We start from the raw sequence: 22,185 nt of genomic DNA, 5'->3' as shown, positions 1-22,185 counted from the left end.
CAACTTTTAACCCTAAAACTTTAATTTAGCGGTAAGTTTAAGCGTAATGCTTGCCTTTAATGGCGTTATAAATGGCATCACACAAGGTTTTTATGCTGCTCTGGTCTGAAATATATGGCGGCATTAAATAAATAAGTTTACCAAAGGGGCGTATCCATACACCTTGTGCTACAAAATAAGCCTGAATTTTAGCCACATCAACATTGCCTGCTTCCGCTGTTAGCTCTACCACCCCAATAGCGCCTAAAGTGCGTACATCGGCTACGTCATCAAGCTCTTTGCATTTATTGAGTTGTTGCAGTTGGCTGTTTAGATTGGCAATGCGCTGCTGCCAGTTTTGCTCAAGCAGTAAATCTATACTGGCACAGGCCACAGCGCAGGCAAGCGGGTTGCCCATAAAAGTAGGACCGTGCATTAATACACCGGCTTCGCCTTCGCTTATACCTGTGGCTATTTTGTCACTGGTAAGAGTGGCCGATAGGGTCATAGCGCCGCCAGTAAGTGCTTTGCCTATACACATTATATCGGGCTGAATATTAGCATGCTCTACGGCAAATAATTTACCGGTACGGCCAAAGCCAGTGGCTATTTCGTCGCATATAAGTAACACCTTATATTGCGTGCATAACTTGCGTACGCAGGCTAAGTACTCAGGGTGATAAAAGTTCATGCCACCAGCATTTTGTACAATTGGCTCAATAATAAATGCCGCTACGCTCTGGTGGTGCGCTTTAAAATACGCTTCAAGCTCGGTTGCCTCAGCTTGGTTAAATTCACTATTAAATTGGCTTACCGGGGCTGGTACAAAAATATGCTCGGGTAAAAAGCCGCTGTACAAACTGTGCATTGAATTAACTGGATCGCATACACTCATAGCCGCAAAGGTATCGCCATGATAGCCCTTGTAGGGGGTCATTAATTTTTGTTTGTTAGTAATGCCTTGGCTAAGCCAATACTGCAGTGCCATTTTTATAGCTACTTCAACACTTACCGAGCCGCTATCGGCTAAAAATACCTTAGTTAAGCTAGCAGGGGTAATGCTTACTAGCTTTTTACACAGCTCTACAGCGGGTTTATGGGTAAATCCGCCAAACATAATGTGGCTCATAGAGTTAATTTGCTCAATCATGGCGTTATTTAAAACTGGGTGGTTATAGCCATGTATAGCGCTCCACCATGAGGCCATGCCATCAATGAGTTGCTCGCCTGTTTCAAGCTCAATAATATTATGATTTGCGTGGGTAACAGGGTAAACCATTATAGGCTTGGTCATAGAGGTATAAGGGTGCCAAATATGCTGGCGATCAAAATTCAGGTCAATCGTATTCTTTTTAATCATATGTAAACTTAAGTGGGCTTGGGTTCGTTGACAATGGTACTTCAAGAAGTAGACTAAGCCAATATCACCGTTATGAAAAAAATAAAGAGAGTAGAAAACTATGGAACTTGCACCTGTTCGTCACAACTGGACCCACAGTGAAGTTAAAGCAATATTTGAAATGCCATTTAACGATTTACTATTTAAAGCCGCATCGGTTCATCGTGCTAATTTCAACCCAAATGAAGTGCAAATTTCTACTTTATTATCGATTAAAACCGGTGCCTGCCCAGAAGATTGTAAATATTGCCCGCAGTCTGGGCATTACCGAACCGATTTAGAACGCGAACGCCTAATCGAGGTAGAAAAAGTAGTAGAACAAGCGCGTTTAGCCAAGCAAAAAGGCGCAACTCGTTTTTGTATGGGTGCCGCGTGGTCAGATCCAAAAGACAGAGACATGCCGTATATTTCGCAAATGGTTAAAGAAGTAAAAGAGCTTGGCCTAGAAACCTGTATGACCCTAGGCATGCTTAATAACGAAAAAGCCCACGAACTACGCAATGCTGGGCTTGACTACTACAACCATAACCTTGACACCTCGCCTGAGTATTACGAGCAAATTATATCTACCCGAACTTTTCAAGACCGCCTAGATACCATAGGCAATGTACGCGACGCGGGTATGAAAGTATGTTCGGGCGGTATTGTAGGTATGGGCGAGCAAGCAGCCGATCGCTATGGCTTATTAATGCAACTGGCCAACTTAGATCAACAACCAGAAAGCGTACCCATTAATATGCTGGTTAAAGTTAAAGGCACACCGCTTGAAAACGTAGATGACTTAGATCATTTTGAGTTTATACGCACAATTGCAACCGCGCGCATTATGATGCCGCAAAGCTATGTGCGTTTGTCGGCAGGGCGCAACGCCATGAACGAGCAAATGCAGTCAATGTGCTTTTTTGCAGGTGCTAACTCTATATTTTATGGCGACAAACTGCTTACCACCGAAAACCCAGATGCCGATGCCGATATGGCCTTAATTAAAAAGTTAGGGATGAACCCAGAAACTCGTCACGACTATTCAGATGAAGCCGTAGCCGCGTCGCTTTCATCGCAAGTGGCCGACAAAGCAACGTCTAAGTTATTTTACGAAGCATAACCATAATTATAACTAAGTAATAACTAAGCTATAACTAAGCCTAGGTAAACACAGCCAAATGTCATTTGAATTTATAAATACGCATCTGCAAGCTTGCTTGCACGATGCGCTACTGCGTAAACGCCACCAAGTACAGCATGCTACGGCGCGCAAAATTACTATTAATAACAAAACCTATCTTAATTTTGCCAGTAACGACTACTTAGGCTTTGGCGATAACGCAATTGCTTTAAATGAATTACCGGCATTAGGGAGTCACAGCTCAGCGTTAGTTACCGGTTATCAAGTTCAGCAACACGCACTAGAGCAGTATTTATGCGCACAGTTAGGTTACGAAGCCGCTATGCTGTTTAGCTCGGGCTTTAGTGCTAATAGCAGTGTAATAAAAGCGCTGTTTCAAGATAAAACCGTAGCGCAGCACAGTGCTGTTTTTCAAGATAAGCTTAATCATGCCAGCCTAATAGACGGCGCACTGCATGCTAACGCCGCTTTAATCCGTTTTAATCATAACGACATGAACCATTTACGCGCCCGCTTAGAAAAATCAACAGCGCAGAATAAGCTAATTATAAGCGAAGGTGTATTTTCGATGGATGGCGACAAAGCGCCACTTAGCGAGCTACTGGCGTTAGCCAAACAGCACAATGCTTGGCTAATGATAGACGACGCTCATGGTTTTGGCGTATTAGGTAAAACCGGATTAGGCAGCTGCGAGGCGCTTAATACCGAGCAACTACCTGAGTTACTGGTTATTACTTTTGGCAAAGCGGTAGCCAGTAGCGGCGCGTGTGTATTAGGCAGTAAACATTTTATTGATTACATGCTGCAATTTAATCGCGATTACACTTATTCCACGGCTATGTCGCCGCTTATTGCAGGGCTTACTCTTGCACGTATTAAAGCGATTAAAACCGCAGATGATAAACGCGCTAAATTAAACGCAAATATTAGCTACTTTAAGCAACTTGCTAAACAACATAATATTGGCGTAATGGAGTCAAGTACCGCTATTCAGCCCATTGTTTTAGGCTGCGCCGAGCACACCTTAAACGTGGCTAGTAAACTTAAAGAATACGGTGTTTGGCTTACTGCTATTCGCCCGCCAACCGTTGCTCATAACACCGCACGTTTGCGAATTACACTCAGCGCAGCGCATACAAAGCACGACATTAACCATTTAGTTAATAGCTTAGTAGGTGCATTAGTATGATTGCTCAAACACTTTTAAATGCTGCTTCTATAACTACACAGCCATTAAATACAGAGCCAAATAGGCAGCCGTTAAATATACAATCATTATCAGCAGGGCCTATATTATTACCAAGCTGTAGCCTTAAAAAAGGGGCGCAGAGTAAATTTTCAAAAGCAGCCAGCAGTTATAACCACCATGCTAATGTGCAAAAACAAGCCGCAGATGATTTATTTAAACTTATAAAAGCGAATGCAAATAGCAGTAATAAAGCCAAACTGTGTATCGACTTAGGCGCAGGGCCATTAGTTAATACACATACTTTGCAAACATTATTTGGCAGCGTTATTGCCATGGATCTTAGTTTAAACATGCTACAAAGCAGCGCACTAAATACGCCACGGCTATGCGCCGATATGGATAATCTTCCGCTGCAAGCCAATAGTATTGATATTATTTACAGTAACTTTGCAGTGCAATGGTCGGCCGATTTTGCTCAATTATTAAAATCGCTTTATACTGCGCTCAAACCAGGCGGGCAAGCCTATATTAGCTGCGTTATTGAAGGCTCGCTTAACGAGATAAAAACCGCATTTAGCGCACTTGATAACAACAGCCATATAAATACCTTTAATAGCGAACAGCATATAAACCAATCAGTCCAAAAGTCTGGGTTTACTATTAATACAATGCAAAAAGCCTTGTATTGCGATGAGTTTACATCGCCATTAAATGCCATTCGCTCTATTAAGGCCATAGGTGCTACAGCGCAAAATCACAGTAATACGCGCAGAGGCTTGTTAACTAAGCACGCTTTGCAGCAGGTATGCAGCGCATATCCGCTTAAAAATAATAAAGCGCACGTGTCGTATCACGTTATGCTATTAGCACTTGGTAAATAAAAACCAGTTAAATAAAAATCGCTAAATAAAAACCGTTAAATAAAACAGCAAAGGTGAATAACGCCATGAAAGAATTTTTTATTACCGGCACCGACACCGACGCCGGAAAAACCCACGTTACCAGTTTATTACTAAAGCTACTTGCCCAACATAAAAAGCAAGCAATTGGTTTTAAACCGCTCGCGTCTGGCTGCGAAATGGCGTTTGATCAGCTAGTAAATGCCGATGCACTAATATTAATGGAAAGCGCAACGGTAAGTGCCAAGTACGATGTAATTAATCCGTTTGCCTTTGCACCTGCTATTGCCCCGCACATAGCCGCCGAGCAAGCAGGGGTTACTATTACTGCAGATAAGCTAAGCAGCGCGTATAAAAACATAAAACAGCAAGGTGCCGATTACATACTTACCGAAGGGGCTGGTGGCTGGGCGCTGCCTATAAGCAACACAGATTATTTATACAATTGGGTTAAAGCAGAGCAACTGCCGGTAATATTAGTAGTAGGTATGAAGTTAGGCTGCTTAAATCATGCGCTACTTACGGCTGCACATATGCAAAGTATGGGTATAAATTGCATTGGCTGGATTGCAAATCAGGTTGAGCCAAACATGGACGAGTACCAAGCTAATCTTGATTCACTTAAATTACGTTTACCCTTTCCTATACTGGCAATAAGCCCATACAGTGAGCAAACCCCTAAATTACAAATATATAAAACATTGCTAGAAAATTTCGCACTAAACACATAAAAAACACTTGTTTTACGACATAGTTTGTCACAGAATAGCGCTGACGTTGTGACATACTGTGTCATAACGCAGTGATTGCTTTTAATCAATTTAGTGCCAAACGTACTAAACATATTAATAGTACCGCAATCGATATTATTTTTTGAGGACAAGTATGAAACGTGTTTTTTTATTTTTACTAACAAACCTCGCGGTTATGTTGGTATTAGGTGTAGTGCTTTCAATAGTGATGAGTGTATTTGGACTAAGCAACCGTAGCTTAGGCGGTATGCTAATGATTGCTACTGTGTTTGGTTTTGGTGGCTCGTTTATTTCGTTATTTATGTCGAAATGGATGGCTAAAAAATCAACCGGCGCACATGTTATTACCCAACCACGTAACGAAACCGAACATTGGCTAGTAACTACGGTTGCAGCACAAGCGCAAAAAGCCGGCATTAAAATGCCAGAAGTGGCCATTTACGACAGCCCAGAAATGAACGCATTTGCCACCGGCCCAAGTAAAAACAACTCACTAGTGGCAGTAAGCACAGGTTTATTACACAGCATGAGCCAAGATCAAGCCGAAGCCGTACTTGCCCACGAAGTATCGCATATTGCTAATGGCGACATGGTAACGCTTACACTTATACAAGGCGTGGTAAACACCTTTGTTATATTTGCCGCTAAAGTGCTAGCAGGCATAGTCGATAACTTTATAAACAGTAACAACGATGAACAAGAGGGCGGCAACAGCTGGACCTACTTCCTGTTCGATATGTTGTTTCAAGTAATTTTTGGCATTTTAGCCAGCGTTATAGTGGCTTATTACAGCCGCCAACGTGAGTTTGCTGCCGACAGCGGCGCTGCCAAACTAGTAGGCGCAGACAAAATGCGTTCAGCCCTTGAGCGATTAAAGCAAAATCATCCTTCGCAACTAGAAGGCTCAATGATGGCGTTTGGTATCGCCAGTGGTAAAGGTATGGCTGAGTTGTTTTCGTCGCACCCACCGCTTGACGCCCGCATAGACGCACTGCGTAAATAATGTTTTAGCGCAAAGTTATTGCATATATACCAAGCCAGCTTAACCGCTGGCTTTTTTGTGGCTAAATTACATGCTAAGTTGGTTGCTCATATGTTTAACCAAACCAGAGTTTATACATGAAACTATTAAGCACCACTTTTGTATTTGCGCTACTTTTTGTGTTTTTTCCGGCTAAAGCAACAAACGGCCTAATAACACTACAAAGCCAGCAAAGCGCCAAAGCCACTATGAATAAGTTTGAGCTACTGGCTAAAAATAAAGGACTGACAATTTTTGCACGTATTGATCACGCCGCAGGGGCTAAAAAAGTAGGGCAGCAGCTTGGCTATACCGAAGTTATTATATTTGGTAATCCACAAGGCGGTACTCCTTTAATGCAGTGCGCGCAAACAATGGGGATTGATTTACCGCTTAAAGCACTTGTTTGGCAAGACGCCAATGCAAAAGTATGGTTGAGCTACAACGATCCTAGCTATTTAACTAAGCGCCATGGTGCAGGGCAATGCGCTGTTGCTACAAAGCTTGCCAATGTACTTGCAGAGCTTGCTGCACAGGCACTGCAGCCCTGAGCTTAATTACCAATCCTAAAAAAGTAATTTAAACAACGAGGGAATATACATGAAGTTTTTAGTATTTTTAGGCACAGTACGCAATAGCACACCACCTAAACCAGCAAGGCTTGGCGAGCGCGTAGCCCAAGCATGTATAGCGTGTTTGCAAAGCCAATTTAGTACACACGAAATAGAGCTAATCGACGCGCTAGATTACCCGCTCGAACCGGTATTTAAGCCACACTTTGCTTATCCCAAAAGTAAAGCTCCCGAGCAGCTAAATACCCTAGCCGATAAAATTGCCGCAGCCGATGGCTACATTATGGTCAGCCCAGAGTACAACCATTCTATGAGCCCAGCACTGGCCAACTTATTAAATCATTTTGGCAGCTCACTGTTTTCGTACAAACCCAGCGCAATTGTTGCTTAACCTAAACTCTGGTTAAGAGATTTACTAACGTATTGAATCATTGTTATATTTAAATTTATTTTCTCTAGCCAGAGACTTTTAGTGAAAACAAGGCGAATTTACGCGTCAATAGCTGGCCTATTGCAAGTGAATTCAACGCAGTTAGCGCAGAAAGTAGCTGCTTGAGATAGATTTATTATCCAGAGTTTAGGTTATCCATTCCGCTGGGCAATGGGGTGGTATGCGCGCCGCAATGGGTATGCGTAACTTTTTAAGTGAATTAGGCTGCTTACCCGTATCAGCAATGATCCATGTACCAAAAGCGCAAGAGGTAATGGCTGAAAATGGCTCGTTCAATGATCAAAGTGAACAAGACACTTGGTTTAATTACTTCTCACGTACATTTACCCAATTAACCTGGTGGGCAGAGGCTGCTCAACAGCAAAAGTTAACTCAAAATCCAACTGAAGTATTAAGCAGCTTTACTAAAGATCCCTCACAGCGAAACGCTCCTAAATAAACTAAGTTTAATTAACAACGCCTGCAAACAATAAAGCCAGCTTAGCTGCTGGCTTTATAATTTAATACATACGCCCTAGTTATTACTGAGACATAATAATTTCGGTAATGCCCTCGGCCGAGAGTATTTCTATCCAATAACCGTCGGGGTCTTTAATAAACGCCAAACCTTTCATCGAGCCATCGTCTGGTTTTTTTACAAACTCTACATCGTATTTTGCAAAGCGTTCGCACGCGGCGTATACATCGGGTACGCTAATACCAATATGGCCAAAGCCTTTTGGCTCTTCGTTACCACTTACATAGCCTGCAAAGCTATCGTCGTTTTCTGTGCCCCAGTTATGGGTAAGCTCAATTAGTGCAGGGCGGCGAAACACCCATTCAGCTTTGGTTTTATCATCGCCCGCAGGCAGTTGTTGCTCGTAACCTAAAAAGTACAGGGTAAACTTCATACCAGGAAAGTCATATTTGCCCAACAACTTCATACCTAATACGTTTTCATAAAATGCTAATGACGGTTTTGGGTCTTTAATTCGCAGCATAGTTTGCTGCATTACATAATCTTCGGTCGCTTTAGTAACTTGCTCTGGAGATTCGTTATAGCTAGACATAAGATGATCCTTACTAAAAAATTTAAAGCACAACAGACTTATTAAGTATTTCTAGCGCCATCATAATCAACAGCACCGCAAATTAAAACCACCCTATGTAATTCATTCGTTATTCAATCACTATTCAATAATTAGTTAATTAAAATACCGCCAAGCAATGGCTATAAAGTAGTTTAATTTTAAAATTACTTAAAATAAGTTTACCGACCACTTTTAGAAACGTATAGTTTGCATAAGTAACACATAAAAAATAACTAATAAAAAGTATAAAAATCAGGAACACCAATGAACAAAGGATTGTTAACGTCGTGGAACGACAACCGAGGCTATGGTTTTATTAAATCTAGCAGTGTTGCACACGACACCTTTATACACATATCTTCGCTTAAACACATGAACCGCAAACCCAAAGTAGGCGACACTATCTATTTTGAGGTAGCTACTAATCCCAATGGTAAAAGCAAAGCCGTAAACTGCCGCATTGAAGGCGTAATTGAAAGCAAAGTAGAAACCAAACTAGCAAAAACAGCTGCTTTTAATAAACCCTTTAAAATGAGTAAAGCAAAAAAGAAGTCGAGCACTTTAGCTAACCTTGTTGCGCTGGTAATTATATTAAGCATAGGTTTTAGCGCATACAATAGGTACTTCGCAAACACTCATGCAGGCAATAAAAACAACACCCCCGTTATTACCAATGCCGACTTAACCACCTTTGATGAGAAATACCCAAAGGCAGTTATTCCTAAAAACACTCAAAATTTTAGCTGCGATGGCAGGCAACACTGCAGCCAAATGACCTCACGAGCCGAAGCTGTATTCTTTATAAAAAACTGCCCGAATACAAAAATGGATGGCGATAACGACGGGATACCTTGTGAAAATGATTCAAGGTTTTAAAGAGGTGATAATTGCAGATGCGTTTTTATAAAAAATAAATTTAATTTGATACTGTATATAAATACAGTTCTGTAGGTTTTGTCCCATAACATTATTAAAAGTCGTTTTGGGATTAAATTATAAAGGTTACAAAATAGAAATTGTAACTTCTTGTTTATAAATGAATTATATGTTTTTGTCGAACAACGTAACGTATAAATACTAAGACGTTATAACTTTACGAGTCCATATTGCTCATCGTTAATTATAGGAAAGGAAATGTCCAAAAATAATCAAATCTTACTTGATGCAATAATTAAACAAGAAATGGAAGATTTAGAAGAAAATATACCATTGAGTGATTTCTTCGAATTTTACTCCGCGCTTCAGGTATTAAAAGAGAATGAATTAAGTTATGACGAAATAAATACCGGTATCGCAGGTAAAAGTCATGACGGTGGTGCCGATTCGCTTTATTTATTTGTAAATGGTGAACTGGTTAAAGAAGATGATGACTTAGCGGATAAGTATAAAAAGAATGTAGATATTGAATTTGTATTAATTCAATCAAAATATGAAAATAAATTTTCAGAAGATCCACTATTGAAGTTATCAAGGTTATGCCGAAGTCTCTTTGATTTAGACTTTAATCCTGAAGACTATATTGGCCAATATAACGAGCACGTGTTATCTGCGTTTGAATTATTTAAAAAAACTTATGTGGGGCTAATTACAAAAAAACCAAGATTGAAAATTAGTGTTTATTATGTTTCAAAAGGTATTGATATTCACCCTAATGTATATAAGCAGGCAGCATCCTTAGAAAACGACATCATTGATAAATTACCTGCTTCAGAAGCAAAAGTTCATTTTCTCGGAGCCGAAAAACTAGTCAAAATGACACAAGAAAGACCAAATGATGTGTTTCGTTTGAAAATATCTGAAACTCCATTATCAACATCAGGACAAGTATTTATAGCACTTACAAATTTAGTTGATTATTACAACTTTATTACAGATGAAAATGGTAAATTAATTCGGCATATTTTTGAGTCTAATGTTCGTGACTATCAGGGCAAAACAAACGTAAATAATGAAATCCAAGATACACTAGAAAACCCTGGTGACGAAGAGTTTTGGTGGCTAAATAATGGTGTAACTATTTTAGCAAGTGAAGTTGCTGCACCAGGGGGGAAAGAACTAGTTGTACACAACCCAGAAATTGTAAATGGATTACAAACATCTTCTGAAATACACCGTTTTTATAATAATAACAAAGATAAGATAGAAGGTGAAAATCGAGATGTTCTTGTCAGAATAATTGTTGCAGAAAGTGAAGAAACACGTGATCGAATTATTCGTGCAACAAATAGTCAAACTCCAATTCCAAAATCTTCTTTGAGAGCAACAGATCAAGTACATCGTCAAATAGAAGATTTTCTTAAGCCGAGAGGTCTTTATTATGATCGAAGAAAGAACTTTTATAAAAATGAAGGGAAGAAGCCTAAAGAAATAATTAGTGTCCCTTTCATGTCTCAGTGTTTAATTTCAGTACTAATGCAAAAACCAAACTTTGCAAGAGCTAGACCATCAACTTTATTAGAAGATGATGAGTCTTATTCTAAATTGTTCCATAAAAATAATGATTTACAGACTTATTACTTAGTTGCACTTCTAGGACGAAAAATTGAGGAGCAGTTAAAAAAAGATAAAGCATATACTACTATTGAAATAGCGGATATTAAGTTCTACATCCTATATACAGTAAGTTGTTTAATGACCAACAGCCTTTATCCCGGTAGTAATCAAATCGCTCAATTAAAGCAAGAAGATTTAACGGATGATATGTTTAATTATGCTTTAGCTACAACTTATGATCTATATCGTGAGTATGGTGGCACAAATAAGGTTGCAAAAGGTGCAAAATTAATTGAAGAGCTGAAAGATAAAATCAGAGCAGATAAAAAGTTATAATAAATAGTTTAAACAAAATAAAAGAAAAGGACAGGCATAAAAAATCAACAGTGCTGTGAATTAAATCCTGGTATTTTCTAAGCCATTTTCCTAAGTGGATTAGACTATGGATGATTATATACCAGGCTAAGTGCTAATAAACTCATTTTAACTAGGAAGTTAGGGAAATAAAATGAGTTTAATTGAAACAAACACAAAGAAGAAAATTATAATGACACCCACGCTAATCACTTTGAAAAACTAGGGTGGGTGTCAATGTTATTCACTTGATTTCGCTATACGTATCATTATGCGTATAGAGGGCTTAAAATCTAATTTTTAAAGATTGAAATCTAAAGTGAGACCAATCACTTAACGCTGTGATAGTTTGTTTTGTAGGGGGAGCGACATAGATTAAACCTGCAATGGCAATAATTGACGACAATGTAATTAATTTATTATCGAAGTCAGCTATTTTTAGAGCGGTCCCGAAAGAGCGTTTAATTGTGACATTACTTAAATCTACACTGTAAATTTCATCCAGCAATAAATGAATTAATCCTCCGAGTAAAATAAACCCACCCGTTAACCAGGCAAAGGTGGCTGCTTGTGGGGTTGATTGATCATTCAGTTCCCATGTTACTTGAGTTGTTAATAGCGCGCATAGCAGTATAAATAGTAAAGAGTGGCAACTGCCTCTATGTACTGTGATCCATTCAAAAAGTGGTCTAATAATATATTTCATAAATCCGTAAACTAATAAGGGCACTACAATTAACTCGATAAAACTAATTTTAATAATTAGCTCAGTGGTTATGTAATGCAGTACCAGTAATACAGCGCTGAGTGCAAATAAGTTAAAAATAGTGTCGAGTGATGTGGAGTTATCTGAATCTATATCTGGTAATAAACCGCCGATTGAGCCTAAAAACCATAACCAGAGCGCGCCCTTTAAATCAATATGTTCTGCAGATAATAAGGTGGCTGAGGCTAAGCCTGTGATGATTAGCGCAGTATTAAGATGAGTATTGAAGTTTGCCATTGTGTCTCTTGATGGGGAAATAGGAGGGCATTCTAACAATTATGTTCTTTAAGACAAATAAAGGGACAGGCATAAAATAATTAACAGTGCCGTAAATTAATCCACTTGTATTTTCTAAGCCATTTTCCTAGATGGATTAGGAATATGGATGATTTTATACCAGGCTATTTGCTAATAAACTCAATTTAACTAGGACGTTAGGGAAGTAAAATGAGTTTAATTGAAGCAAGCACAAAGGAATTTGGCAATATTACGGTGTTTTTACATAGCCTAGGCTCATTTTGCTATCGTATTGAGTGGTATAGCAAAATGACAGGTGCCTCAATTAGTTTAGCGCGTATTAAAAAGGGTAAATATATAGTCATTCGAAAATGGGCAGCTATACGGGGTTTAACTGATGTGTCTACAGAGTTTGATAGAGCTAATCAAGCATTTATCCATTTATTAAATAATGTTGACGTGGTTAAAGGTAAAGACGATTTGATAGTTGCAGCTAAGCAGCACTGCGTAAACTTATTTGCAAAGTCGGAAGGGTTAAAACCAATTAGCAAGCCTAGTTTGCCAAAGCCACGATTACAAGGCGCTATAGGCAAGCAAGTGGTGGTAAAGTCAAGGCTTGGCAACAGCCAAATAGCACAAGGTATGCTACTGCAGCTAATAGGTAACCAAGCTGAAATACAAGTTAATCCCGAACATATAGAAGCAGGCCAATTAAGGCAAAAGTTTTATACTAAACAAGTTTTTATTTGCTAAGCAATTTACAAATTAAGCAATGTGCTAACTAATCAAAGTAAAAAGGAAGCTTTACCTTAATGGTAAAGCCATTTTTTACACACACTTCAAAAGTTCCGCCCAATGCCATTGCGCGCTCTTCAATAAAAGCTAAACCATAATTACACGAGTTGTTAGCAAGTGTTGCTAAACTGCCATTATCACTAATGGTTAGTGTAATAAAATTATTATCGGTTACGAGTTCTATATGCATTTTGCTGGCATTACTATGCTTAACACAGTTAGTTACAGCTTCTTGGCATATTCGATAAATAGCTATTTCATGATCTTTTGACAGGGCTTTATGAATTTTAAAGTCGGCCTGAAAATTAATTTTTGCCTTATGCAGTAAACTTTTTAGTCGCCCGGCTGTTATTGCCTTATTTAAGCCAAGTTCGTCTAATTCGCGTGGGCGAAGGTAATGCATTAATTGGTATACCGAATCGTACATGGTATTGGCATTCGTTTTTAAGCTTTTAACAAACGACTGAGTATCTTTATTACTCATGTGAGACAAAATAGATAAGTCAGTTTTTAAAGCAGTGAGATTTTGACCCAACTCGTCGTGTAACTCTTGAGAAAGATGTTTTCGCTCATTTTCTTGTACGCTAACCATTTTAGCCGCAAGGTGTGTGTTTTTAGTTAACTGCTTTCTGAGTTCTAGGTTCGTTTTATATAACTCATTATTTTTACGTTTTAGTTCAGTAATTGCAGCGCCTAAAACCATACTGGTAATTGCATTTGCTAAAATGAATAACTGGCTTATATAAGTGTTTTCAGGGGCATGAGTAAAGCTTGCCTCGAGTATAATTAAGCTATTAATTAACGTGGCACTGGTTACAGCGCCCAAAGAGCCAAACCTATACGAAAACCAAATAATGGGTAATAACGAGGCGAGCCTTAGTAGCGGGTAGGTGTCGGGGCGTAGTGCATATACAAAAATTACAATTAATAAAAGGCACAATAAAGCAGCCCCTAAATGCATCATTTTTAGTAATAGCGATTTATTTAATTTATGCCTCACGCTAAAAATTAGCATCATTAGCGGAGTGACTAATAGTGTGCCGGTAATATCCCCAAGGCACATATTTAACTGGTACTGTAATAATTCTGTAGCAACCAGTATATTGGTAAATTCAAACGCACTAGCAAATACAAACCATTTAATAGATGTACTAGCAACAGCCAGTAATATTAACGAAAGTATACCTTGGCTATCGTTAATACTGGGCGGCCAACGGCTGTTTTTTAAAATATAAATAAGCGCAACAAAGCAAAGCTCCTGCCAAAAACCATGAAATAAATTAAAATCCCATTGTGCAAGAGCTAAAACTTCATTATTAAAAGCACCCACAAAGGCAGCGAGAAGACGAGATGTTACCCATAAAGTTAGCCAATACTTTGTAGGTAAAAGTAAAAAGAAGGCAATTTTAATGCCCGCAGGAATAAAAATTGCGCTGCTTTCAGGGACTGTTTCTAGATTTTTGCTGAGCCAAAAAGTTGCAGCAAATATAACAAAATAAACAAGCCCAACAAGTAACTGCTTGGTTACTTGTTTAAAAGCTGTAGTAATAAAAAAACTAAACGAGGGGGATAGGCTAAGTAAGCTCATCTAGTTGTATTACTCCTACATCTATTGCAATTTTTAACAGCTCGAATGAAGTTGTAACGTTAAGCTTAGTGTATATATTTGCCTTATGGACATGAGCAGTTTTAGGCATTATTCCTAATGCTTGTGCTACTTGCTTGGCATTAAGCCCCTTAGAAAATAATGGTAAGGCCTCTATTTCTCGATTTGTTAGTAGCGTAAGTGCGCTACTTTCTGTGGTTAGGGCAAAGTTTACGTCTTCGCTTATATAGCGCTTACCCAAAGCTACAGACTTAACCGCATCTATTAATTCTTCAGAAGCCGAGCGTTTTGACACATAACCTAACGCGCCAAGTCGCAAAGCGTTACTCACATAGGGTTCGTGGTCATGCATGGAGGCAACAATGGTTTTAATGTTAGGAAAATGCTCAAAAAGGTAAGATAAAAAAGTAAGCCCGGTTTCTTTACCGTTAAGCGATATATCCACTATAAATATATCGGGTTGTTCTAGTTCAACCGCAAGCTTTGCTTCATTTACGCTGCAAGCTTCTATTATTACTTTCCAATCTGGCTGTAATTCGAGTAGCTTTTTAAAGCTATCTCTTACTAGTTGATGATCTTCTATGATACCAATGTGCATTTATATCTCCCTTTAAAATTATTATACATGGTAATAGGTAAGTATTGGCTAGGAAAAAATCTTAGAAAGGGTAATTAGGTAGAAAATAAAGGGACAGGCATAAAATAATTAACAGTGCCGTAAATTAAACCCTGATATTTTCTAAGCCATTTTCCTAGGTGGGTTAGGAATATGAATGATTCTATACCCCAGGCTATTTGCTAATAAACTCATTTTAACTAGGAAAATAAAAAGGGACAGGCATAAAGCAATTAACAGGTTTATGCCTGTCCTTTAATAATCATGTCCTTTACTAATCAAAACTTTATTTTTACTAAATTAAAACGGCTTATTTTTAGCCGCTATTTCTTTTAAAATCTTTTATAACTAAAGCGCTTCAAAAATAGCAGCTATACCTTGTCCGCCACCAATACACATAGTGACCAAGCCGTATTTACCGTTAATGCGTTTCAGTTCGTACAGGCATTTGGTCGATAAAATAGCACCGGTTGCGCCAACAGGGTGGCCAAGTGCTATAGCTCCGCCATTGGGGTTTACTTTATGCTCAGGAAAGTTTAACTCATTGCCTACGCATAATGCCTGTGCGGCAAAGGCTTCGTTTGATTCTACTACGTCCATGTCATCAATAGTTAATCCAGTTTTTTCAAACACCTGTTGCACAGCAGGAATAGGCCCTGTGCCCATTAATGAAGGCTCAACACCTGCTCTGGCATAACCGACTAGGCGACCGAGTGGTTTTAAGCTTTGTTCATTGGCCTTTTGCTCCGACATAAGCACTAACATGGCTGCGCCATCATTAATACCTGATGAGGTGGCTGCGGTGACTGTACCATTTTGTTTAAAGTAGGGTTTTAAGGTGGCGAGTTTTTCGACCGTTGTGTCAGCACGAACATGCTCGTCAGTATCAAAAACTTGATTACCGTTACGAGATTTAATTTCGATGGGCATTATTTGCTGTTTAAAATAGCCTGCGGTAATGGCTTTAGCCGCTTTATGATGGCTTTGTGCTGCGTAAGCGTCTTGTTGCTTGCGGCTAATGCTATATTTTTCTGCAATGCTTTCAGCGGTAACGCCCATAGGTGTGTTGTCCCATGGGTCTTGTAATGTGGTAGTTAGCTCATCAACTACTGTACTATCACCCATTTTTTGGCCCCAACGATTACTTGCTAGAGTATAGCCTGAGCTACTCATGCTTTCTGCTCCGCCTGCTAAAGCTGCGTTTACATCACCTAATTGAATTTGTTGTGCTGCTTGTATAATGGCTTCTAAACCCGAACCACACAAGCGGTTGAGTGTTACCGCGTGACTGCTAATTGGTAACCCTGCATTTAGCCCAATAACTCGCGACAAATACGCGTCTTTAGGACCGTTATGTATCACTTTACCTACCACACATGAACCAACTTGCTTTGGTGAAATATTGGCTCTGGCTAATGCTTCTTTGGCGCACATAGTGCCTAACTGAGCGGGAGTGAAGTTTTTAAGGCTGCCACCAAAGCCACCGATAGCAGTGCGTACTGCGCTTAATATTACTACGCTATTGTTATTAAATTGTGTCATTGTGTTCTCTTATTATTTTTTTGCTTGTATCCACTTTGTTCTAAATGATATTAAAAGAGCAAAAGGATAAAGGTTGACTTTAATTCATCAAAACATAATTTTAAAATAAACTAAAGCTGCAGGCGTTGAATTGATATATAACTTTGTTAATCATTTTATGTTTTTGCTTTAAAGAGATTTAAAAAGAGGATTTAAAAGATTTAAAAGGACAGGCACAAAGTATTTGCAAAACTCACATTAGCTACTACTGTTATTATATCCAGTGGTTATTGGTTTTGTATTTTATGACACGCGCAAGAAAAAATCTCATTGATTTGGCATCAACATCTTATTATCACTTAATAGCTAGATGCGTTAGGCGAGCTTTTTTGTGTGGTGATGATAAATACACAGGTAAAAACTTTGATCACCGCAGAGAGTGGCTAGTAGAGCGTATAAAGTTGTTAAGTAGTGTGTTTGCCATAGAGATTGCAGCTTACGCAATTATGAGTAATCACTATCACTTAGTTGTAAATGTTAATAGAAAGCAGGCACTAGATTGGGCAGATAGTGAAGTAATTGAACGCTGGTATAGGCTTTATAATGGCCACGCTTTGGTGGATAGTTACTTAAAAGGCGAGCCGTTAGATAATGCGAGTTTAGTTTGCTTTAATGAAATTATAGCTAAATGGCGAGAAAGACTTTACGACATAAGCTGGTATATGAAAAACCTAAATGAATACATTGCCCGTGAAGCAAATAAGGAAGATAGCTGCACAGGTAAGTACTGGGAAGGGCGCTATAAATCACAAGCATTATTAGATGAAACCGCATTGCTTAGTTGCATGGCCTATGTCGATTTAAATCCTATTAGAGCAAACATGGCCGGTACGTTAGAAGACAGTGATTTTACTTCTATTCAAGAACGTATAGCGCAATTGACAGCCTTTACTAAAAATACGGTTCAAACAAATAACCCCTCAAAGCAAAAAGATAGTGTTCAAGATCAAAGTCAACCAAGTCAGCTAAAGCCATTTTGCGCTAACAACATAAAACACACTATACCTTTTGCGTTACTAGATTACCTAGAATTAGTAGATTGGAGTGGTCGTCAAATTTCTCCAAACAAAAAAGGATATATAAATAAAGCAATTCCTAAAGTGCTAGTTACTCTGAATATAGAAGAAGCACAATGGCTTGAATCGATTCAACGATTTAGGCATAAATATTCAAACTTTGCAGGGAGTAAACAACGATTAAAGCAGCAAGCCGCGAATAACGATGTTAAATGGTACAAAGGTGCAGGGTGAGCGCCACACCTTCAGCGATAACTTAAACAACAACTTTAACAAACCACCTTTGAAACTAACTTTACCTGCCTGATATCCCTACTAAACATATATCTACTAATAACTTAAATTATATAAACTAATAGAGCGTAGAAGTGAGAGGGAATTAGTAAATAACGATGACGAACTTTGAGGTTAAATAAACCAGGTAATATGTGCCTGTCCCATTTTAATCCCTTTTTAATATGCCTGTCTCATTTTTAATAATAAATAACTTCATGCCAATATTGCAATAAACACCGTTTATGGTATAAGACTGCCAGCTTTAGTTTACTCAATATAGTATGGATAATAGCAAGGGTGAACAAGCCAATTTAATCTATTGAATTTTTTGAACTTTTATCGAAAAACGGCGCCCAGTATTATCTTTAATATAAAGCCGCTTTGCAGCAACAGCACTTAACCAAACACACCGAATTTATTTTAGCCTACGGCTACACCTTAAATCATACGTACCGCACGAATGCTTATATGAGCACGTACCTGGGTATTTAGTATTAATTACACGCTGCTGGTGATGATCACGCTAGGCATGTCATTTTGTAAGTTAATTAATTCTAATCACACGGCTATGGCCGTAAATTTGTGTAACCAGTTTATAAGCTACAGCACTTTATAAACGTCAACGCTTTAAACGTAATCCAACAAAAGCGGCATTACCTCACATGCCAAGCTTTGCAAACAGCCTATAAGTACTAAGCACTAGTTACTGCTTTAGGCTGCAATTCAATTTTAGTTATGTAATTAACAAGGTTAACAATGAACACCAATTTTAAAGAGCGTAAGCTTACTTATTTATCTGCTTGTTTAGTTTTCTTATTTACCAGCCAAACAAGCTCAGCCTTTGAGCAACCACCGCTATTTAATCAGGCTAATACAGCTATAGAGAGGGTTGCAGTGATAGGCTCGCGCCATGTATACAGCAGTAACTTTACGCCTTTAGAAACACCACAAGCTGAGCAAACAATCGATTTAGCAACGCTTGAAAATGCTGGCGCATGGGATTTAAACCAAGCATTGGATCTATCTGCTTCGGTTGCTAGGCAAAATAACTTTGGTGGCCTGTTAAATAATTTTGCTTTACGTGGTTTTACAGGAGATGAAAACCTCTCGAGTAACTACTTAGTTAATGGCTTTAATATAGGCTGGGGCTTGGGTGGTACGCGAGATCTGTCAAGTATTGCCTCGGTTGAGGTGCTAAAAGGGCCGCGTGCTGCGTTATTTGGCCGGGGAGAACCTGGCGGAGTGGTTAACTTAATAACTAAACGGCCAACATTTGATACCGCAGGCGAACTAAAACTTGCTGTTGCAAGTGAGGATACCTATAGGGCTGATATAGATTACACCACTGGGGTTTCTGATGATGTTGCAATTAGACTGATCGGTTTTTATGAAGATTCAAATAGCTTTAGAGACACCATTAAAAAAACCAAACAAGGCGTTAGCCCATCAGTAGCTTGGTATATTAACGACAATAGTGAACTGATTTACGAACTTGAATACAGTAAGCAAACAATACCTTTTGATAGAGGAGTGTTAGCAATAAATGGTGAGCTTGGGGTTATTCCTGCAAACCGATTTTTAGGTGAGCCGGGGGATGGCCCTATTACAGCACAAGTAATTGGCCATCAGCTTGAACTAAAGCATGATATTAATGACGACTGGAGTGTATTAATTGCTGCTAATTACCGTGATACTAAGTTAACCGGTTTTGCCACTGAAACTGGTTTTGCAGGTGTAGTGAATGATGAGGTTAATCGCTTTAGGCGTTATCGAGATTACAGTGCAAACTATAAGGTTTTACGCGGCGAAGTTACTGGCGATATTAATTTTTCAGGATTTGAGCATCGTTTAACTATAGGGGCTGATACCGATAAATTTGAAAACGATCAGTTTTTACTACAGGTAAAGGGCGATCAATATATTAATGTATATAACCCAGAGTATGGTGCTTATGCGCTACCTGCACCCACCACTCATACTGATCGTATTGAAATTCAGCAATCATTGGGCGTATTTATACAAGATCAAATAAGTTTAACCAATAAGCTAGATATACGTCTTGGCGCGCGTTTAGACGATTTTAAGCAAACACTTAATAATCGTTTAACTAATACAGGGTATAAACAAACAGAATCGCGTATTAGTCCGCAATTAGGGGCTGTGTATGCGGTGTCTGACTTTATATCGGCTTATGCGGCTTATGGTGAAAACTTTCGTCCGCTTTCTGGTACCGACGCCCAGGGAAACGGCTTTAAACCAAACCAAACAACTTCAAAGGAAGTAGGCGTTAAGGTTAGTTTAAATAACGGTGCGCTGGTGGGCACCTTAGCCTTATTTAAAGTTGAGCAACAAAATATGTTGGTAGTAGACGATCCAACAGCATTTACCAGTGCCGCTATTGGGGAGGCGCAAAGTAAAGGGTTTGAAATTGATATAAATGGTCAACTAACGAATAACTTAAACCTGTGGGCGTCTTATGCTTATGTTGATGCAACAACCAAAAATTCATTTTACGATAGCAACTTTGGCCTAAATATAGCTGCAGGCAGCTCGCTGTTAAATATTCCTCAGCATCAATTGAGTTTACAGTTGGTAAAGTCGACAGAAGTGAATGGAAAAGCATTAAAATTGGGTGGTGGTTTACTTTATGTGGGAGATCGAAATGGCTTTTTTGGTACCGACTTTACACTGCCAAGTTATATAACTGCTCGGGCATTTATGCGTTACGCCGTATCAGACTCAATAACGCTAACAGGGGAGCTAGATAACTTATTTAATGAAACTTATTATATCAGCTCATTTTCAGACGCTTGGGTGCAACCTGGCACGCCTCGTAGTGTTAGATTTTCTGCCTCGTTTAAGTTTTAATACCTTACACGTATTTTAAAAACGTATAACAGGCTGGTTAGTATAAGCAGCCTGTTAGTTAATCTAGTATTGAGTAAGGTATTTTATTGTGGGTACTTTAATGGCTTGCTTTATCGCCCCAAATTTCTTCTAGGCGGTTGTCGCGCCCACAACGCCAGCGATAGGTATTGTAGCGAATAGGATTGTTTTTATAATAATCTTGATGGTAACTTTCATCGCCATTAATTGGGTAAAAGGTACTGGTGTTTAGTATAGGGGTAACCACGGTTTTATTTGGGAACTGTTTGCTCACTGCTTGTTTAGATTGCTCTGCTAATTTGCGCTCTTGCTCGTTAGCTACAAAAATAGCGCTTAGGTAACTTGGCCCTTTATCGCAAAATTGGCCTTTAGCATCAAAGGGATCAATGTTTACCCAGTAATGGTCGAGTATAGCTTTATAGCTAACTATTGCAGGATCGTAAGTAATTTCTACAGCTTCATAATGACCACGATGATTGCCGTTATAAGTTGGGTTTTTAAGTTTACCTCCCGTAAAACCCGATATTACATCGGTTACACCTGCTAGCTTTTCAAAATCACTTTCCATACACCAAAAGCAACCTCCGGCTAAAACGGCTTTTTCGGTTTTGTTTGCATGGGCGAGCGATGCATAAAATATAACGGATGATGTTAACGCTAAGGCTAATATTCTTTTCATAAAATCTCGCATCTGTTTGATGAATGTATAAATAAATATATTGGTATAGTTACTAGACCCGCTATTAGTAAAACGTATTTCATTTTTATTTGTAAGCCGCAACGCGCTTTAGTGAATGAGGCCGCTTTAATAAAACCCACTTTAAAGCCTAAACCCTATTTTTGAGACTAACGCAAAGCTTGTTAGCTAATTTTAAGAACAGTAAAACTAATAAAATGCTTATTGCCGGTGGATCACAACTAGGCATTAGCAAAAAGATAGCGGGTAGGTGCTTAGTACACAAGCTTATAAAATGTTAACTGCCAATACCGCTGGTGGGGGTATGTATTTAAAAAGTAGGGAAGTTGCGTATTCTCATGACTTTGATCACCGATTCTCATCAGCTTTGATCGCTTGATTTATCATTTTGTAGAGCCATTTTTAAA

Annotated in this window: 19 protein-coding genes and 1 pseudogene; 13 read left to right on the top strand and 7 right to left on the bottom strand. The window is 38.9% G+C overall.

Features of this window, described 5'->3' with window-relative positions:
• Nucleotides 1-37: 37 nt before the first annotated feature.
• Nucleotides 38-1,339 carry an adenosylmethionine--8-amino-7-oxononanoate transaminase gene (bioA, locus tag AAEZ22_RS11425; RefSeq protein ID WP_197182693.1) on the bottom strand — a complete coding sequence of 434 codons (1,302 nt, stop codon included), beginning with the start codon at nt 1,337-1,339 and terminating at the stop codon, nt 38-40.
• A 100-nt stretch (nt 1,340-1,439) separates the two neighbouring features.
• Between bioA and bioB the strand changes: the two genes are divergently transcribed.
• From bioB to AAEZ22_RS11385, 8 genes and pseudogenes are all read left to right on the top strand, one after another.
• Nucleotides 1,440-2,480, top strand: a complete 1,041-nt coding sequence (gene bioB, locus AAEZ22_RS11420; protein ID WP_182676656.1) for a biotin synthase BioB — start codon at nt 1,440-1,442, stop codon at nt 2,478-2,480.
• 58 nt (nt 2,481-2,538) lie between these two features.
• The gene (locus AAEZ22_RS11415; RefSeq protein WP_352297282.1) at nt 2,539-3,690 is read left to right on the top strand and encodes an aminotransferase class I/II-fold pyridoxal phosphate-dependent enzyme; all 1,152 of its coding nucleotides are present in this window, start codon (nt 2,539-2,541) and stop codon (nt 3,688-3,690) included.
• Nucleotides 3,687-4,571: a methyltransferase domain-containing protein gene (locus tag AAEZ22_RS11410; RefSeq protein ID WP_197182691.1), complete on the top strand. Its 885-nt coding sequence runs from the start codon at nt 3,687-3,689 to the stop codon at nt 4,569-4,571. Before AAEZ22_RS11415 ends, AAEZ22_RS11410 begins: the two co-directional genes overlap by 4 nt.
• Before the next feature lie 65 nt (nt 4,572-4,636).
• Nucleotides 4,637-5,320 carry a dethiobiotin synthase gene (gene bioD / locus AAEZ22_RS11405; protein ID WP_197182690.1) on the top strand — a complete coding sequence of 228 codons (684 nt, stop codon included), beginning with the start codon at nt 4,637-4,639 and terminating at the stop codon, nt 5,318-5,320.
• A gap of 154 nt (nt 5,321-5,474) precedes the next feature.
• Complete coding sequence (htpX, locus tag AAEZ22_RS11400; protein ID WP_089368331.1) at nt 5,475-6,344, top strand: protease HtpX; 870 nt, start codon at nt 5,475-5,477, stop codon at nt 6,342-6,344.
• A gap of 116 nt (nt 6,345-6,460) precedes the next feature.
• Nucleotides 6,461-6,913: a DUF302 domain-containing protein gene (locus AAEZ22_RS11395; protein ID WP_208833814.1), complete on the top strand. Its 453-nt coding sequence runs from the start codon at nt 6,461-6,463 to the stop codon at nt 6,911-6,913.
• Between the two features lie 49 nt (nt 6,914-6,962).
• Nucleotides 6,963-7,319 (top strand): annotated as a pseudogene (locus AAEZ22_RS11390) (NADPH-dependent FMN reductase); the annotation flags it as partial.
• Nucleotides 7,320-7,545: 226 nt separating this feature from the next.
• Nucleotides 7,546-7,824 (top strand): flavoprotein, encoded by a 279-nt coding sequence (locus tag AAEZ22_RS11385; RefSeq protein ID WP_502935263.1) that lies wholly within the window; start codon nt 7,546-7,548, stop codon nt 7,822-7,824.
• An 82-nt stretch (nt 7,825-7,906) separates the two neighbouring features.
• Here the strand turns inward: AAEZ22_RS11385 and gloA are convergent, their stop codons facing one another.
• Nucleotides 7,907-8,434 carry a lactoylglutathione lyase gene (gloA, locus tag AAEZ22_RS11380; RefSeq protein ID WP_352297279.1) on the bottom strand — a complete coding sequence of 176 codons (528 nt, stop codon included), beginning with the start codon at nt 8,432-8,434 and terminating at the stop codon, nt 7,907-7,909.
• Nucleotides 8,435-8,719: 285 nt separating this feature from the next.
• Here gloA and AAEZ22_RS11375 point away from each other — a divergent pair, with 285 nt between their 5' ends.
• Together AAEZ22_RS11375 and AAEZ22_RS11370 are read left to right on the top strand one after the other, a co-directional pair.
• A complete protein-coding gene (locus AAEZ22_RS11375) occupies nt 8,720-9,331 on the top strand; it encodes an excalibur calcium-binding domain-containing protein (protein WP_350550121.1) in 612 nt (203 codons plus the stop codon).
• 258 nt (nt 9,332-9,589) lie between these two features.
• Complete coding sequence (locus AAEZ22_RS11370; RefSeq protein ID WP_339683186.1) at nt 9,590-11,284, top strand: AIPR family protein; 1,695 nt, start codon at nt 9,590-9,592, stop codon at nt 11,282-11,284.
• A gap of 304 nt (nt 11,285-11,588) precedes the next feature.
• Here the strand turns inward: AAEZ22_RS11370 and AAEZ22_RS11365 are convergent, their stop codons facing one another.
• Nucleotides 11,589-12,305: a metal-dependent hydrolase gene (locus AAEZ22_RS11365; RefSeq protein ID WP_011328272.1), complete on the bottom strand. Its 717-nt coding sequence runs from the start codon at nt 12,303-12,305 to the stop codon at nt 11,589-11,591.
• Nucleotides 12,306-12,515: 210 nt separating this feature from the next.
• Here AAEZ22_RS11365 and AAEZ22_RS11360 point away from each other — a divergent pair, with 210 nt between their 5' ends.
• On the top strand, nt 12,516-13,058 hold the full coding sequence (locus AAEZ22_RS11360) for a hypothetical protein (RefSeq protein WP_011328271.1): 543 nt from the start codon (nt 12,516-12,518) through the stop codon (nt 13,056-13,058).
• Nucleotides 13,059-13,086: 28 nt separating this feature from the next.
• Here AAEZ22_RS11360 and AAEZ22_RS11355 read toward each other — a convergent pair whose 3' ends face one another.
• From AAEZ22_RS11355 to AAEZ22_RS11345, 3 genes are all read right to left on the bottom strand, one after another.
• Nucleotides 13,087-14,688 (bottom strand): MASE1 domain-containing protein, encoded by a 1,602-nt coding sequence (locus AAEZ22_RS11355; protein ID WP_352297276.1) that lies wholly within the window; start codon nt 14,686-14,688, stop codon nt 13,087-13,089.
• A complete protein-coding gene (locus AAEZ22_RS11350) occupies nt 14,675-15,304 on the bottom strand; it encodes a response regulator transcription factor (RefSeq protein WP_089368324.1) in 630 nt (209 codons plus the stop codon). Before AAEZ22_RS11350 ends, AAEZ22_RS11355 begins: the two co-directional genes overlap by 14 nt.
• A gap of 366 nt (nt 15,305-15,670) precedes the next feature.
• On the bottom strand, nt 15,671-16,864 hold the full coding sequence (locus tag AAEZ22_RS11345) for an acetyl-CoA C-acyltransferase family protein (RefSeq protein WP_182676674.1): 1,194 nt from the start codon (nt 16,862-16,864) through the stop codon (nt 15,671-15,673).
• Between the two features lie 368 nt (nt 16,865-17,232).
• On the opposite strand from AAEZ22_RS11345, the gene AAEZ22_RS11340 reads away from it, so the two are divergent.
• Nucleotides 17,233-18,153, top strand: coding sequence for a transposase (locus tag AAEZ22_RS11340; RefSeq protein WP_089368322.1), 921 nt, complete (start codon nt 17,233-17,235; stop codon nt 18,151-18,153).
• A gap of 798 nt (nt 18,154-18,951) precedes the next feature.
• Complete coding sequence (locus AAEZ22_RS11335; RefSeq protein WP_352297272.1) at nt 18,952-21,063, top strand: TonB-dependent siderophore receptor; 2,112 nt, start codon at nt 18,952-18,954, stop codon at nt 21,061-21,063.
• 97 nt (nt 21,064-21,160) lie between these two features.
• Here AAEZ22_RS11335 and msrA read toward each other — a convergent pair whose 3' ends face one another.
• Complete coding sequence (gene msrA, locus AAEZ22_RS11330) at nt 21,161-21,760, bottom strand: peptide-methionine (S)-S-oxide reductase MsrA (protein WP_352297269.1); 600 nt, start codon at nt 21,758-21,760, stop codon at nt 21,161-21,163.
• Nucleotides 21,761-22,185 lie beyond the last annotated feature (425 nt).

The sequence above is a fragment of the Pseudoalteromonas sp. 20-MNA-CIBAN-0454 genome (assembly GCF_040308685.1).
Lineage (GTDB): Bacteria > Pseudomonadota > Gammaproteobacteria > Enterobacterales > Alteromonadaceae > Pseudoalteromonas > Pseudoalteromonas nigrifaciens.
The sequence above is the reverse complement of the archived record's forward strand: the minus strand, read 5'-3'. Positions and strand labels throughout refer to the sequence as shown.

Bases quoted from the DNA above. Each gene is read 5' to 3' on its own strand.
- bioA (WP_197182693.1), bottom strand. From the start codon at position 1,339: ATGATTAAAAAGAATACGATTGACCTGAATTTTGATCGCCAGCATATT.
- bioB (WP_182676656.1), top strand. From the start codon at position 1,440: ATGGAACTTGCACCTGTTCGTCACAACTGGACCCACAGTGAAGTTAAA.
- AAEZ22_RS11415 (WP_352297282.1), top strand. From the start codon at position 2,539: ATGTCATTTGAATTTATAAATACGCATCTGCAAGCTTGCTTGCACGAT.
- AAEZ22_RS11410 (WP_197182691.1), top strand. From the start codon at position 3,687: ATGATTGCTCAAACACTTTTAAATGCTGCTTCTATAACTACACAGCCA.
- bioD (WP_197182690.1), top strand. From the start codon at position 4,637: ATGAAAGAATTTTTTATTACCGGCACCGACACCGACGCCGGAAAAACC.
- htpX (WP_089368331.1), top strand. From the start codon at position 5,475: ATGAAACGTGTTTTTTTATTTTTACTAACAAACCTCGCGGTTATGTTG.
- AAEZ22_RS11395 (WP_208833814.1), top strand. From the start codon at position 6,461: ATGAAACTATTAAGCACCACTTTTGTATTTGCGCTACTTTTTGTGTTT.
- AAEZ22_RS11385 (WP_502935263.1), top strand. From the start codon at position 7,546: ATGCGCGCCGCAATGGGTATGCGTAACTTTTTAAGTGAATTAGGCTGC.
- gloA (WP_352297279.1), bottom strand. From the start codon at position 8,434: ATGTCTAGCTATAACGAATCTCCAGAGCAAGTTACTAAAGCGACCGAA.
- AAEZ22_RS11375 (WP_350550121.1), top strand. From the start codon at position 8,720: ATGAACAAAGGATTGTTAACGTCGTGGAACGACAACCGAGGCTATGGT.
- AAEZ22_RS11370 (WP_339683186.1), top strand. From the start codon at position 9,590: ATGTCCAAAAATAATCAAATCTTACTTGATGCAATAATTAAACAAGAA.
- AAEZ22_RS11365 (WP_011328272.1), bottom strand. From the start codon at position 12,305: ATGGCAAACTTCAATACTCATCTTAATACTGCGCTAATCATCACAGGC.
- AAEZ22_RS11360 (WP_011328271.1), top strand. From the start codon at position 12,516: ATGAGTTTAATTGAAGCAAGCACAAAGGAATTTGGCAATATTACGGTG.
- AAEZ22_RS11355 (WP_352297276.1), bottom strand. From the start codon at position 14,688: ATGAGCTTACTTAGCCTATCCCCCTCGTTTAGTTTTTTTATTACTACA.
- AAEZ22_RS11350 (WP_089368324.1), bottom strand. From the start codon at position 15,304: ATGCACATTGGTATCATAGAAGATCATCAACTAGTAAGAGATAGCTTT.
- AAEZ22_RS11345 (WP_182676674.1), bottom strand. From the start codon at position 16,864: ATGACACAATTTAATAACAATAGCGTAGTAATATTAAGCGCAGTACGC.
- AAEZ22_RS11335 (WP_352297272.1), top strand. From the start codon at position 18,952: ATGAACACCAATTTTAAAGAGCGTAAGCTTACTTATTTATCTGCTTGT.
- msrA (WP_352297269.1), bottom strand. From the start codon at position 21,760: ATGAAAAGAATATTAGCCTTAGCGTTAACATCATCCGTTATATTTTAT.